Source organism: Streptomyces sp. NPDC007872 (assembly GCF_042868165.1).
In the GTDB taxonomy this organism is placed as follows: Bacteria; Actinomycetota; Actinomycetes; order Streptomycetales; family Streptomycetaceae; genus Streptomyces.
Genome location: NZ_JBIAEA010000002.1, coordinates 339,395 through 353,374 on the forward strand (window position 1 = coordinate 339,395; position 13,980 = coordinate 353,374).

Consider the following 13,980-nt stretch of genomic DNA (forward strand, 5'->3'; position numbering starts at 1 on the left):
ACGTTTGCACCGTGGACAAGAAGAACGCCCTGCGCGCCGGCGCCGTCGCGGCCGGTACGACGCTGATGATGCTGCTCATGTCGTCCCCCGCGCTCGCGCTCACCCGCGACGACGGTGACGACCCGGCCCCCAAGCTGGAGGTCGTCGAGACCCTCGGCCTGTTCGTGGCCGCCCCGCTGGTGCTGTTCCTGGTCATCACCGGCCTGGTGATGGTGCTCGACAAGTCCAAGAAGGCGTAACTCCTTCCTCCGGCTCCGTCGAGGGCGCCGCACGGTACCGACGTACCGTGCGGCGCCTTCGCGCGCCCGCAGACGCCCGCGACCGCGCCCGCTTCACGCCGCCGTCGTCGCGAGCAACTTGCGCAGCAGCCCGGCCAACTGCTCCGCCTCCTCCGCGTCGAGCGCCGCCTCCAGGGCCGCCCGCTGCTCCGCGAGGCCGTCCGCGACCGCCCGGTCCACCAGCTCCCGGCCGCGCTCGCTGAGCGTGACCCGCAGCCCGCGCCGGTCGTTCGGGTCGGGGCTGCGGCTGAGCAGCCCGGCCCTCTCCAGACGGTCGAGACGGCCCGTCATGCCGCCCGTGGTGATCATCAGCGTGGCGGACAGCTCGCGCGGCGAGAGCGTGTACGGCTCCCCGGACCTGCGCAGGGTCGCGAGCACGTCGAACTCCCCGCGCGCCACGCCGTGGGGCGCGTACGCCCTGGTCACCCGGTCGCCCATGGCGTTCGCCAGCCGGTAGATCCGGCCGAAGACGGCCATCGGCACCGTGTCCAGGTCGGACCGGACGGCCGCCCACTGGTCGGTGATGGCGTCGACGGCGTCGTGGGCGGGGCCCGGGCCGGGGGTCTTCGTGTCCATGCGCACAGTCTCCCTTCCCGCGGGACGCGACGGCAAGAAAGTAGCTTGCGTGTAAGTAGCTTAGTGCTAAGTTAATTAACGCCAAGCCAAGCCGATCCAACGAGCCGACCCAAGCCGAGCCGAACCGGTCGGACCGGGCCCCGCCGCCCGGAACGCCGGAACACGGCGCACCGGCACTCGTCTCCAGGGGGAACCCGCATGTCCCACCAGGCCGTCACGTCCCACCGGGCCGCCTTCGTCGCCCTGACCTCCCTCGCCCCGATCTCCTGGGGCTCCACCTACTACGTCACCACCGAGTTCCTGCCGCCCGACCGGCCCCTCTTCACCGGTCTGATGCGCGCCCTGCCCGCCGGGCTCCTGCTCCTGGGGCTCACCCGCAAGCTCCCGACGGGCGCCTGGTGGGGGAAGGCCGCCGTCCTCGGCGTCCTCAACATCGGCGCCTTCTTCCCGCTGCTCTTCCTCGCCGCCTACCGGCTCCCCGGCGGCGTCGCCGCCGTCGTCGGCTCCGTCGGCCCGCTCTTCGTCGTCGGCCTCGCCGCCCTCCTCCTGGGCGACCGGCCCACCGTCCGGGCCCTGGTCACCGCCGTCGCCGCCGCCTTCGGCGTCAGCCTCGTGGTCCTGAAGGCCGGGGCCGCGCTCGACCTCGTCGGCGTGGTCGCCGGACTGCTCTCCGCCCTCTCCATGTCGGCCGGCGTCGTCCTCGCCAAGCGCTGGGGCCGCCCCGAGGGCGTCGGCGCCCTCACCGCCGTCGGCTGGCAGCTCACCGCGGGCGGCCTCGTCATCCTGCCGATCGCCCTCCTGGTCGAGGGCGCCCCGCCGGCCCTGACCGGCACGAACCTGGCCGGCTACGCGTACCTGGCCCTCGGCAACACCGCCCTCTCGTACGTCCTCTGGTTCCGCGGCATCGAGCGGCTGAGCGCCTCCTCCCTCACCCTCCTCGGCCCCCTCTCGCCCGTCACCGCCGCGATCATCGGCTGGGCGGCGCTCGGCCAGGCGCTCGGCCCGGTCCAGCTCCTCGGCATGGCGATCGCCCTCGGCGCCACGCTGGCGGGCCAGATGAGCCCCCGTACGCCCGGGATCCCGGTGGAGACCGAAGCCGAAACCTTCGACGAAGCCGAACGAAAAGATCAGGAAGCTTCGGCCGGACCGGAGGTTTCGGAGGTGTCCCGATAGGTTGCGTCCATGACCGAGTGGGACATCAAGAAGCTCCGGATCCTCCGCACCCTCCGCGACCGCGGCACCGTCACCGCGACCGCGGAGGCCCTGCTCATGACCCCCTCGGCCGTCTCGCAGCAGCTCGCCAACCTCTCCAAGCAGCTCGGCGTCCGGCTCCTGGAGGCCCAGGGCCGCCGCGTTCGGCTCACCGACGCCGCCCACCTGGTGCTGCGCCACGCGGAGGCGGTCTTCGCGCAGTTGGAGCGCGCCGACGCCGAACTCGACGGCTACCTGCGGGGCGAGGCCGGACGGGTGCGGGTGGCGGCCTTCTCCACCGCCGTGCCCGCCCTCGTCGTCCCCGCCGTACGGCACCTGCGGACCGCCCACCCCCGGCTCGACGTCCGGATCCGGGAGGCCGAGGCGGCGGAGGCGTACGAGCTGCTCGCGGCCGGCGAGGTCGACCTCGCCCTCTCGCTCGCCGCCCACGCGCCCTCCGCCCGCGATTCCAGGTTCGGCCGGGTGCCGCTGCTGGCCGACCCGCTCGACGTGGCCCTGCCCGCCGGGCACCCGCTCGCCGACGCCCCCGGCCTGCGGCTCGCCGACCTCGCCGCCGAACCCTGGATCTACGGCGGCTCGGGCCCCTGGTCCGAGATCACCACCGCCGCCTGCGAGGCCGCCGGCTTCGTGCCGGAGCAGGCCCACAGCGCCGCGGGCTGGACCGCGATCCTCGCCATGGTCGAGGCCGGGATGGGGATCGCGCTCGTGCCCCGCATGGCCTCCGCCGAACGCCGGGGCGGCGGTGGGGCCGGTGGGGTCGGCGGGGTCGTCATGCGCGTCCTCTCCGCCGACCAGCCCCGCCGCCACGTCGTCGCGGCGGTACGCGGCGGGGCCGAGGAGGGCCCGGCGGTGTCCCGGGTCCTGACCGCGCTCCGCCGGGCGGCGGCGGAACGCGAAACCGTTCAGCAGAACTGAACGACACCGTCGAAAACATTCGATGGACCTGGACACCGGCCACGCGGGAAGGTCGGTCCATGAGCGACTTCGACACGCACCAGGACCCGCACGCCAACGACGCCGCCCCCTACACGGGCGGAGACCCCTACGCCGACTACCGCACCGGGGACTTCCCGTTCACCGAGCTCGTCGACCTCGCCGACCGCCGCCTCGGCGCCGGGGTCGTCGCCGCCAACGACGAGTTCTTCGCCGAGCGGGAGAACCTCCTCGTCCGCGAGCGCGCCGTCTTCGACCCCGAGCGCTTCGGCCACAAGGGCAAGGTCATGGACGGCTGGGAGACCCGCCGCCGCCGCGGCGCCGACGCCGAGAACGTCTTCCCCGCCCCCGAGGACCACGACTGGGCGATCGTCCGCCTCGGCGCCCCCGGCGTCGTCCGGGGGATCGTCGTCGACACCGCCCACTTCCGCGGCAACTACCCGCAGAAGGTGTCGGTCCAGGCCACCGCGGTCGAGGGCAGCCCGAGCCCGGCCGAACTCCTCGACGCGAAGTGGGAGGAGCTCGTCCCGCCCACCCCCGTCCGCGGCCACGCCGCCAACGGCTTCGCGATCGACGCGGAGCGCCGCTTCACCCACGTCCGCCTCTGCCAGCACCCCGACGGCGGCGTCGCCCGCCTCCGCGTCCACGGCGAGGTCGTGCCCGACCCCGAGTGGCTGGAGCTCCTCGGCACCCTCGACCTGGTCTCCGTACTGAACGGCGGCACGTACGAGGACGCCTCGGACCGGTTCTACTCCTCGCCCACCCAGATCATCCTGCCCGGCACCTCCCGCAAGATGGACGACGGCTGGGAGAACCGCCGCCGCCGGGTCCGCGACACCAACGACTGGGTGCGCTTCCGGCTCGCCGCCCAGGGCGCCGTCCGCGCCGTCGAGATCGACACCGCCTACCTCAAGGGCAACTCGGCGGGCTGGGTCGCCCTCCAGGGCCGCAACGGCGAGACGGGCGAGTGGTTCGAGATCATCCCCAGGACCCGGCTCCAGCCCGACACCCTGCACCGCTTCAAGCTGCCCGCCCGGGCCGTCGTCACCCACGTGCGCCTGGACGCCTTCCCCGACGGCGGCGTCGCCCGGATGCGGCTCCACGGCACGCTGACGGAACAGGGCGCGGCCGACCTGCGCGCCCGGTACACGGCCCTCGGCGGCTGACCGGCGGGGCACGGAGAAGCCGACCGCCAAAAGGCACGGGAAACCGACGCCGAGGCACGGAAAAGGGGCGCCCCACCGGGGAGGGCGCCCCTTCTCACGTACGGCCTACCGCTCTCAGACCGCCGCCGCCGAGTCCGCCGCCTGCGCCCTCAGGGCGCGCTCGACGCCCGCGCGGCACTCCGTCACCAGACGCCGCAGCGCCGGAGCCGGCCGGTGCTCCTCCAGCCACGCGTCCGTCGCGTCCAGCGTCTCCCGCGAGACCTGGAGCGTCGGGTAGAGGCCGACCACGATCTGCTGGATCATCTCGTGGCTGCGGGTCTCCGAGACGCCCTTGACCGCCGCGAAGTACTTCGCCGTGTACGGGGCGAGCAGCTCGCGCTGGTCGGACTGGACGAAGCCGCCGATCACGGCCTCCTGCACGGCGTTCGCCAGCTTGTCGTCCTCGACGACCGACGCCCAGGCCTCCGCCTTCGCCGCCTCCGTCGGACGGGCCGCCCGCGCGGTCGCCGCGTGCCGCTCGCCCGCCGCCGTGCGGTCGCGCTCCAGCTCGGCCGCGATCTCCGCCTCGTCGTAGTCCCCGGTCGCCGCGAGCCGCTGCACGAACGCCCAGCGCAGCTCGGTGTCCACCGCCAGGCCCTCGATCGTCTCGCGCCCCTCCAGGAGGGCCGCGAGCAGGTCGAGCTGCTGCGGGGTGCGGGCGGTCGCCGCGAAGGCGCGCGCCCACGCGAGCTGGTGGTCGCTCGCCGGCTCGGCCGCGCGCAGGTGCGCGAGCGTCGCCTCGGTCCAGCGGGAGAGCCCGGCCTCGCGCCACTCCGGCGCCGCGTACAGGTCGAGGGCCGCCTTGACCTGGCCCTGGAGCGACTGCACCACGCCGATGTCCGACTCCTTGGCGATGCCCGAGAGCACCAGCTCCAGGTAGTCGCGGGTGGCCAGCTCGCCGTCGCGGGTCATGTCCCAGGCCGAGGCCCAGCACAGCGCGCGCGGCAGCGACTCGGCGAAGTCGCCCAGGTGCGCCGTGACGTTGGCCAGGGACACGTCGTCGAGACGGACCTTGGCGTACGACAGGTCGTCGTCGTTGAGGAGGACGACCGCCGGGCGCTTCTTGCCGACGAGCTGCGGCACCTCGGTCCGCCCGTCCGCCGCGATGTCCAGCTCCAGGCGGTCGGTGCGCACGAGGCGGCCGGTCTCGTCCAGGTCGTAGAAGCCGATCGCGATCCGGTGCGGACGCAGGACCGCCTCGCCCTTGGCGCCGGCGGGCAGCGCCGGGGCCTCCTGGCGGACCGCGAAGGCGGTGACGGTGCCGTCCGCCTCGGTCTCGATCTCCGGGCGCAGGACGTTGATGCCGGCCGTCTCCAGCCACGCCTTCGACCAGGCCGTCAGGTCGCGGCCCGAGGTCTTCTCCAGGGCGCCCAGCAGGTCCGACAGGCGCGTGTTGCCGAAGGCGTGCGCCTTGAAGTACGCCTGCACGCCCTTGAAGAACTCGTCCTGGCCGACGTAGGCGACGAGCTGCTTGAGGACCGAGGCGCCCTTGGCGTACGTGATGCCGTCGAAGTTGACGAGCACGTCCTCCAGGTCGTTGATGTCGGCCATGATCGGGTGCGTGGAGGGGAGCTGGTCCTGGCGGTAGGCCCAGGTCTTCTCCGCGTTGGCGAAGGTGGTCCAGGCGTTCGGCCAGCGGGTGCCGGGCACGGCGGCCTGGCAGGCGACCGAGGTGTAGGTGGCGAACGACTCGTTCAGCCACAGGTCGTTCCACCACTCCATGGTCACGAGGTCGCCGAACCACATGTGGGCGAGCTCGTGCAGGATGGTCTCGGCCCGCCGCTCGTACGCCGCGTCCGTCACCTTCGAGCGGAAGACGTACTGGTCGCGGATGGTGACCGCGCCCGCGTTCTCCATCGCGCCCGCGTTGAACTCCGGCACGAAGAGCTGGTCGTACTTGGCGAAGGGGTAGTCGTACGCGAACTTCTCCTGGAACCAGTCGAAGCCCTGGCGCGTGACGTCGAAGATGTGGTCCGCGTCGAGGAACTCGGCGAGCGACGGACGGCAGTAGATGCCGAGCGGGACGGTCTGCCCGTCCTTCTCGTACGTGGAGTGCACCGAGTGGTACGGACCGGCGATCAGGGCCGTGATGTACGTGGAGATCCGGGGCGTGGGCTCGAACGCCCACACGTCGTCCTTCGGCTCCGGCGCCGGCGAGTTCGAGATGACCTTCCACCCGGCCGGGGCCTTCACGGTGAACCGGAAGGTCGCCTTGAGGTCGGGCTGCTCGAAGGAGGCGAACACGCGCCGCGCGTCCGGCACCTCGAACTGGGTGTACAGATAGGCCTGGTCGTCGACCGGGTCGACGAAGCGGTGCAGGCCCTCACCGGTGTTGGTGTACGCGCAGTCCGCGACGACCTTGAGCTCGTTGCGGCCCTCCCGCAGGTGCGGCAGCGCGATCCGCGAGTCGCGGAAGACGGCGGCGACGTCCAGGGCGTGCCCGTTCAGGACGGCCTCGTGGACGGCGGGGGCGACGAGGTCGACGAAGGTCTCGGCGCCCGCCTCGGCGGAATCGAAGCGGACGGTGGTGACGGACCGGTAGGTGCCGCCCTCCTGCGCACCGGAGAGGTCGAGTTCGACCTCGTACGCGTCCACGGTCAGCAGCGCCGCCCGCTGCCGGGCCTCTTCACGGGTCAGGTTCGTACCAGGCACCCGGTCAACTCCTCTGTTTCATGACGATTGGACCCATCCTTCCACGGGGCGGCTCCGTGGCGCACGGCACATTTCCACGGCCCGCCGCCGTTCGGCCGTCCGGTTCGAAGGAGGGGCCCGGGCACGCGCGGACGTGCCGGAGGGGCGGCTCCCACCACGGGAAACCGCCCCTCCGGCCGTACGCGCCCCGCGGGGTCGTCAGCCCTTGAGCTCGGCCGCGACCAGCTCCGCGATCTGCACGGCGTTCAGCGCCGCGCCCTTGCGCAGGTTGTCGTTGGAGACGAAGAGCGCGAGGCCGTTGTCGACGGTCTCGTCCACGCGGATGCGGCCGACGTACGAGGCGTCCTTGCCGGCCGCCTGGAGCGGGGTCGGGATCTCGGACAGCTCGACGCCCTCGGCGCCCTCGAGCAGCTCGTGGGCGCGCTCGACGCCGAGGGGGCGCTCGAAGCGGGCGTTGACCTGGAGGGAGTGGCCGGAGAAGACCGGGACGCGCACGCAGGTGCCGGAGACCTTGAGCTCCGGGATCTCCAGGATCTTGCGGGACTCGTTGCGGAGCTTCTGCTCCTCGTCGGTCTCGAAGGTGCCGTCGTCGACGATCGAGCCGGCCAGCGGGACCACGTTGAAGGCGATCGGGCGCTTGTACACGCCGGGCTCGGGGAAGTCGACGGCCCCGCCGTCGTGGGCGAGCGCGGCGGCGCCCTCGGCGACGGCCCTGACCTGGCCGTCCAGCTCGGCGACACCGGCCACGCCCGAGCCGGAGACGGCCTGGTAGGTGGTGGCGACGAGGGCGACGAGCCCGGCCTCCTCGTGGAGCGGCTTGAGGACCGGCATCGCGGCCATCGTGGTGCAGTTCGGGTTGGCGATGATGCCCTTGGGGCGGTCCTTGACCGCGTGCGGGTTCACCTCGGAGACCACGAGGGGGACCTCGGGGTCGCGGCGCCAGGCGGAGGAGTTGTCGATCACGACGGCGCCCTGGGAGGCGACCTTCTCGGCGAGGGCCTTGGAGGTGGCGCCGCCGGCGGAGAAGAGCACGATGTCCAGGCCGGTGTAGTCGGCGGTGGAGGCGTCCTCGACCGTGATGCCGTCCACGACGGTGCCGGCGGAGCGGGCGGAGGCGAAGAGCCGCAGCTCGTCGAGCGGGAACTTGCGCTCGGTCAGGATGCTGCGCATGACTGTGCCGACCTGACCGGTGGCTCCGACGATTCCGACCTTCACGGGGACTCCTCCGTGCTCATGGGGACGTATGGGCGGGGTGCTGCCCTTCCATCATGCGGGCGAACACGGCCGCCTTGTCCAATCCATTGTCCAAGGTCCGGACGAAAGCGGGGGAGGGGCGGGCGCCGTGACCGGCACCCGCCCCTCCCCGTCACACGGTGTTACGGAGTGACCGCGCCGATCACGACGCTGCCGGTGCCCGCGACGGTGCCGCGGGCGTTGACGAGCTGCACCTCGCCGAAGAACTGGCGTCCCTCGGGAGCGGGGCCGGCGACGACGACCTCGGCCGTCACCGCGGCGGACCCGCCGTTGGGCAGGGCGGCCGGCTTCGAGCCGTCGACCTTCACGGTGCCGAGCGCGGACGAGTAGTACACGTCCTTGTAGTCGTACGTGGTGCCGCCCGCGGCCTGGACCGAGTAGCCGTCGATCACGACGGTGTACGTGCCCGCGGCCGGCTTCACCAGGGAGACGGCCTCCTCCGAGTCGCCGTCGGCGGCCTGCGCGACCTGCTTGCCGTCCAGCAGGACGGTCAGGTCGAGGTCGGCGGCCTTGTCGGAGGTGTTGCCGATGCCGATGTCGAGCCGCTCGACGCCCTCGCCGATGGTGACGGTCCGGGTCTGCGTCTCGTGGTGCTGGATGGTCGGCGTCTCGGTCTTCCGGGAGCCGAGGGAGCCGGCCTTGAGGGTGCCCTCGAGGCCCGCGAAGCGGTTGGTGACCTTCCACTGGACGGGGGCCGGGGTGCCGACCTTCGCCTCCGGGACGGTCTGGACGGCCGGGTCGAAGTCGACGCCGAGGGCCGCGACGCCCAGCGTGTACGGGTTGTCCAGGTCCGGCGACGTACGGCGGGCCTCGACCTCGACCTCCCAGACGCCCGGCGTCGGGTTCGGGTAGGAGCGCAGGTCCGGACGGCAGGTGTTGGCCGGGTTGTAGTGCGGGTAGCAGCCCGTGGTCGCGGTCGGGTCGACGGGGACGCCGACCGGGTGGATCGCGATGAACCGGGTCTGGCTCTTCTCCTTCAGACCGGACAGCGAGACCTCCAGCGTCTTGGCGCCCGGGGGCACGGTGACGAAGTGGGAGGTGGTGCTGTTGCGCTGCACGGAGCCCCTGGCGGTGTAGCCGTAGACCGGGGCGGTCAGGTCGCTCGCGACGACCGAGGTGGCGAGGATCTGCTTGTCGACGCCCTCGGTGCGCTCGTCGTCGGCCTCCAGGATGACGCTGTGCACGCCCGCGGAGGACGCCTTGGCCTGGAGCTTGACGGTGACCGGCTTGTTCAGCGGCAGGTAGATCCGGTCGTCACTGACGATGCGGAAGGTGCCGTCGTTGTACTTGAGGTCCAGGTCGTGCCGGACCGGGCGGTCCGGGCCGCTGGTGCGGGTGACGACGACGTCGTAGACCCGCTTCTGGCCGACCTTGAGGTCGCCCTCGCGGTCGTACACGCCGGTGCCGGTGCGCGGGGCCGGGAAGATCACGGTGTCGACCGGGGCCTGCACCGTGTAGTCGTGGGCCGTGGCGCCGTCCTTGATGGACTCCCACGCCTCTTCGATGTCGATGCGGCCGGCGCCCTGCTCGTGCGCGGCGACACCGGGGATCCGCTGGGCGGTGGAGGTCAGCGCCGTGCGCAGGGTGAGCGGGGAGAGCTCGATGCCCTTCTGCTTGGCGGCCGAGATCAGCAGCGCGCTCGCGCCCGCCGCCTGCGGCGAGGACATCGAGGTGCCGTTGAGCATGCCGTAGCCGGCGGGCAGCGCGTAACCCGACTCGGCGAGGCCGGCGCCCGGCAGCCAGGTCGGGATGGTGTTCACGGCCGAGCCGGGGGCGGTGATCGTCGGGGTGAAGCCGCCGTCCTCGCGCGGGCCGCGCGAGGAGAAGGGGAACATGGCGTACTTCTTGTCGACGGCCGAGCCGTAGTTGGCGGCCCAGGTCTCCTTGGAGACGGCCGCGCCGACCGAGAGGACCTTGTCGGCCAGGCCGGGGTCGCCGATCGTGTTGATGCCGGGGCCCGAGTTGCCGGCCGAGATGACCAACTGGACGCCGTACTGGTCGATCAGGCGGGTGTAGAGGCGGGCGCGGACGTTGTCGCCGTCGTTCTGCTGCGGCAGGCCGCCGATCGACATGTTGACGATGTCGACGCCGCGGTTGACGACGAGGTCCGTCATGCCCTCGGTGAGGGCGGTGTTGGTGCAGCCGCCGGTCCAGGTGCACGCGCGCGAGGAGACGATCTTCGCGCCGGGGGCCGCGCCGTTCATCCGGCCGCCGAAGAGGCCGTGGGCGGCGGTGATGCCGGCGACGTGGGTGCCGTGCGAGGACTCGACGAGGCCGATGTTGACGAAGTCGGCCTTCTTGCCGACCCAGGTGCCGCCGGCCGGATCCATCGGGACGTCCTTGCGGATCTCCACGACGAACGGCGTCTTCTCGACGACCTCGGTGGCCGGGTCGTCGGTGCCGAAGTACCCGATCTGGTACCCGTCCTTGTACGGCTTCATCGGCGCGTTGTCCGTGAAGTCGTTGTTCTGGTCGGTGTCCACGCGGACGGTCCCGGCGGCCGGGTCGTACAGCAGGCCGAAGACGTCGGTGGTGTCGCCGTCCCGGTTGACGTCACCGGCCGGGTCGCCGCCCGCGGTGATCGACTCGCTGAAGCGGCTGAACTGGTGCGCGCCCGCGGGGGCCTTCCAGCTCTGCGCGGAGGCGGTGAAGACGGGGCCGGAGACCGGGGTGATCTGGGGGCGCCAGGTGGCGTCGCCCTCGGTCAGCGGGTCCGTGGCGGTCACCCAGTCGACGATCTTGCGCTCGCCGGTGGTGGTCTTCTGGAGGGCCGGGTGGCCGAGGTCGACGCCGGAGTCCAGGATGCCGATGGTCACGCCGCGGCCGTCGGCCTTGGGGTGGCTCTCGACGAAGTCGACCGCGCCCGTCTCGTGGGAGGGGTTGTACGGGTTCTTCGCCGGGGTCTTCTTGCCGGGGGCCGGGTACGCCTTCGCGACGGTGGTGCCCTCGACGGGGCCCGTCGGGCCGCCCGCGTCCGGACGCGGGTCGTCGAGCGGGATCTCGGCCTGGAGGTCGACGGCCTGGACCGAGGAGAGCTTGGTCGCGGCCTTGATGGCCGCCTCGGCCTTGGCGGTCGGCAGGGTGGCGCGGACGTAGCCGAGCGCGTCCTGCCGCTTGCCGACCGAGGCGCCGGCGACGGCGTCCAGTTGGGCGGCGACCTGCTCGGTGGCGCCGGGGGCGGTGGCGACGAGGACGGTGACGTTCGCCTCGCCGCTCGCCTGGGCCTCGGTGAGGCGCTGGGCGTCGACGGCGCCGAGCTTGTCGGCGGGGTCCGCCGCCTTGACCGGGGGAGTGGCGCCCGGGTCGTCGGAGGCGAGGGCGGGCACGGTGCCGGCCGCGACGAGCGCGGCGACGAGACCGGCGGCGGCCGCGACGCGCGCCGCCCGTCTCCGTCCGGGCACCGACGACCGGGCTATGGGGCCCTGGGTCTGGGGGGTGGCCATGTGCATCCCTGTCTGTGAAGGAGAGGGTCCGGATATCGGTCCCGGATGACCGCTCAGCCTTTCGCAAATGACAGGGTTTTGGGGAGAGTTGATGGGGGGCGGATGTGCCCCGTGGCGGAAACCCGCCAAGGGGCCCGATGCGCCACGGGGGGTGAAACGGCCCCAATCGGGGCGTCACGCCTCCTTGGTGCGGGCGTAGTGCCGGGAGGCCTTGGCGCGGTTGCCGCAGACCGCCATCGAGCACCAGCGGCGGGTGCCGTTCCGCGAGGTGTCGAAGAAGTGCAGGATGCACGCCTCGTGGGCGCAGGCCCGGATCCGGTCGGGAGCGGTGCGCAGCAGGTCGAGGTAGTCGCGGGCGGCGGTCCAGGCCGGCCCCCACGCCGGGTCGGCGAACTCGGCCTCCTCGCCGGGGCCCTCGGCGGTGAGCGTGGCCCGGATGCGGCCGTGGCCGAGGACGGCGTCGACGCGGGCGGTGGCGGCGGGGTCGCCGGGGCGGTCGACGAGCGCGGCGAGCGCGTCCCGGGCGGCGAGGGCGTGGCGCAGGGTGGCGGCGTCGGCGGCGAACCGCCCGTCCAGGCCGTTGGCGGCGAGCCAGACGGCGAGCCCCTCGGCGTCGGCGAGCAGGTCCCGGCGGACGCCCTCCTCGTTCCAGCGGGTGTTGAGCAGGTCCAGGGAGACGGGCTCGCCGGTGAGCGGCCGGGGGTCGACGGCGGTCATGGGCGGGCGCCCTCCTCTGCGGGCCTGTGGGCCTGTGGACCTGCGGGCTAACCCCTCAAGAGTACGTGAGCGGTTGACGCTCGCTTCCTCTAACCCTTAAAGTCGAAATAGAGGGTTAGCCCGCACGGGGCGGCCCGTACGGGAGGGAACCGTCATGTCCGCGATCGGCACGCTCACCACCCACCACGTCGGCCTCAACGTCACGGACCTGGAGCGCTCGCTCGCCTTCTACGCCGACGTCCTCGGCTTCGAGGTCCTCGGGAGGAGCGCGGAGGGAGAGGCGGAGAAGGGGGAGGGGTACGCCTTCCTGGGCCGGGACGGGCGCTTGGCCGTCGCCCTCTGGCAGCAGGCCGAGGGCGCCTACGACTCCGGCCGCCCCGGCCTCCACCACCTCGCCTTCGAGGCCGAGTCCCTCGACCGCGTCCGCGCCGCCGAGGCCGCGCTCACCGCGCGCGGCGCCACCTTCGCGTACGAGGGCGTCGTCGCCCACCGGGAGGGCGCGGCCTCCGGCGGCATCTTCTTCCACGACCCCGACGGCACCCGCCTGGAGATCTCGGTCCCGAAGGGCGCCGAGACGGCCCCGGCCCCGTCGGGCACGGCCCCCACCTGCGGCTTCTTCTAGAAGGCCGACCACCCGCACCCCGGAGGAGCCTCCATGGACGCCTACCACGCCGGATCGCTCGCCGTGCAGGAGCGCGTCGGCGTCCGCGACCTCGCCGACCACGTGGGCCGCTCCGTCGGTCCCGGCATCCGCCCGGTCGCCGCCGCCTTCCTGGAGGCCCAGCCGATGCTGGTGATCGGCGCGGCGGACGCCGACGGGCACGTCTGGGCGAGCCTGCTCACCGGCGCGCCCGGCTTCGCCCGCGCCACCGGGCCGCACACCGTCTCCGTCGCCGGCGGCGTCCCCGCCCACGACCCGCTCGCCGGCGCGATCGTCCCGGCCGGCACCCCCGTCGGCACCCTCGCCCTCGACCCCCGCACTCGCCGCCGCATGCGCCTCAACGGCACCGCCCGGCCCAGCGGCCGCGGCTTCACCGTCGAGGCGGAGCAGGTCTTCTCCAACTGCCCCAAGTACCTCCAGAAGAGGGAGTGGTACGACTCCGAGCCCGCGGGCCCCGGAACCGGCACCGCCCGCGGCGGGGCGCTCACCCCCGCCCAGGCGGCCCGCGTCCGGGCGGCGGACACCTTCTTCGTGGCCACCGCCGCCCCCGACGGCGCCGACGCGAGCCACCGGGGCGGCAACCCCGGCTTCGTCCGGGTCGACGGGCCCCGCGAGCTGAGCTGGCGGGACTACCCGGGCAACGCGATGTTCCTGACCCTGGGCAACCTGGAGTCGGACGGCCGCGCCGGCCTGCTCTTCCTGGACTGGGAGACGGGGACGACCCTCCAGCTCACCGGCCGCGCGCACACCGAGTACGGCCCCGACGCGCGCGTGGTGCGCTTCCGCGCCGACCACGTGAGGGAGACGCCGGGCGCCAGCCCCCTGCGCTGGTCACCCCCGGACTACTCCCCGGCGAACCCGACGACACCTTGACGACCGGGCCCGGCCGGGCCCGCCCCGACCCGATCCGACCGCGACCCGGCCTGATCCGACCCGACCGCGACCCGGCCCGACCCGGCCCCGAGCCCCTGTGTCCCCAGGGACCCGGGGCCCTGCCCGGCCCCACCGGAACCGCCGACCCCGAGGACCCCGTGCCCACCACCCCGGCC

The 13,980-nt window shown here is 73.3% G+C and carries 11 protein-coding genes; 6 read left to right on the plus strand and 5 right to left on the minus strand.

From position 1 onward, the window contains the following. Positions 1–11: 11 nt before the first annotated feature. Complete coding sequence (locus ACFYNX_RS06685; protein WP_030210606.1) at positions 12–239, plus strand: hypothetical protein; 228 nt, start codon at positions 12–14, stop codon at positions 237–239. A 93-nt stretch (positions 240–332) separates the two neighbouring features. On the opposite strand, the gene ACFYNX_RS06690 is transcribed toward ACFYNX_RS06685, so the two are convergent. Next, complete coding sequence (locus tag ACFYNX_RS06690; protein ID WP_388658413.1) at positions 333–854, minus strand: MarR family winged helix-turn-helix transcriptional regulator; 522 nt, start codon at positions 852–854, stop codon at positions 333–335. 198 nt (positions 855–1,052) lie between these two features. Here ACFYNX_RS06690 and ACFYNX_RS06695 point away from each other — a divergent pair, with 198 nt between their 5' ends. From ACFYNX_RS06695 to alc, 3 genes are read left to right on the plus strand one after another with little or no spacing between them, the layout of a single operon-like run. Next, complete coding sequence (locus ACFYNX_RS06695; protein ID WP_388658416.1) at positions 1,053–2,027, plus strand: EamA family transporter; 975 nt, start codon at positions 1,053–1,055, stop codon at positions 2,025–2,027. A gap of 9 nt (positions 2,028–2,036) precedes the next feature. Further along, the gene (locus ACFYNX_RS06700; protein WP_388658418.1) at positions 2,037–2,981 is read left to right on the plus strand and encodes a LysR family transcriptional regulator; all 945 of its coding nucleotides are present in this window, start codon (positions 2,037–2,039) and stop codon (positions 2,979–2,981) included. A gap of 59 nt (positions 2,982–3,040) precedes the next feature. Then, entirely contained in the window at positions 3,041–4,165 is a 1,125-nt protein-coding gene (gene alc, locus ACFYNX_RS06705) for an allantoicase (RefSeq protein WP_388658420.1), read from the plus strand. Positions 4,166–4,279: 114 nt separating this feature from the next. Here the strand turns inward: alc and pepN are convergent, their stop codons facing one another. The 4 genes from pepN to ACFYNX_RS06725 form a co-directional block, all read right to left on the minus strand. After that, positions 4,280–6,856, minus strand: coding sequence for an aminopeptidase N (pepN, locus tag ACFYNX_RS06710; protein ID WP_388658422.1), 2,577 nt, complete (start codon positions 6,854–6,856; stop codon positions 4,280–4,282). A gap of 198 nt (positions 6,857–7,054) precedes the next feature. Further along, positions 7,055–8,071, minus strand: coding sequence for an aspartate-semialdehyde dehydrogenase (locus ACFYNX_RS06715; RefSeq protein ID WP_388658424.1), 1,017 nt, complete (start codon positions 8,069–8,071; stop codon positions 7,055–7,057). Between the two features lie 161 nt (positions 8,072–8,232). After that, positions 8,233–11,553 (minus strand): S8 family serine peptidase, encoded by a 3,321-nt coding sequence (locus ACFYNX_RS06720; protein ID WP_388658427.1) that lies wholly within the window; start codon positions 11,551–11,553, stop codon positions 8,233–8,235. Positions 11,554–11,727: 174 nt separating this feature from the next. Next, positions 11,728–12,270: a CGNR zinc finger domain-containing protein gene (locus tag ACFYNX_RS06725; protein ID WP_125666064.1), complete on the minus strand. Its 543-nt coding sequence runs from the start codon at positions 12,268–12,270 to the stop codon at positions 11,728–11,730. Between the two features lie 154 nt (positions 12,271–12,424). On the opposite strand from ACFYNX_RS06725, the gene ACFYNX_RS06730 reads away from it, so the two are divergent. Together ACFYNX_RS06730 and ACFYNX_RS06735 are read left to right on the plus strand one after the other, a co-directional pair. Continuing rightward, complete coding sequence (locus ACFYNX_RS06730; RefSeq protein ID WP_365538320.1) at positions 12,425–12,892, plus strand: VOC family protein; 468 nt, start codon at positions 12,425–12,427, stop codon at positions 12,890–12,892. A 33-nt stretch (positions 12,893–12,925) separates the two neighbouring features. Next, positions 12,926–13,804, plus strand: coding sequence for a pyridoxamine 5'-phosphate oxidase family protein (locus ACFYNX_RS06735; protein WP_388658430.1), 879 nt, complete (start codon positions 12,926–12,928; stop codon positions 13,802–13,804). The last annotated feature ends 176 nt before the right edge of the window (positions 13,805–13,980 follow it).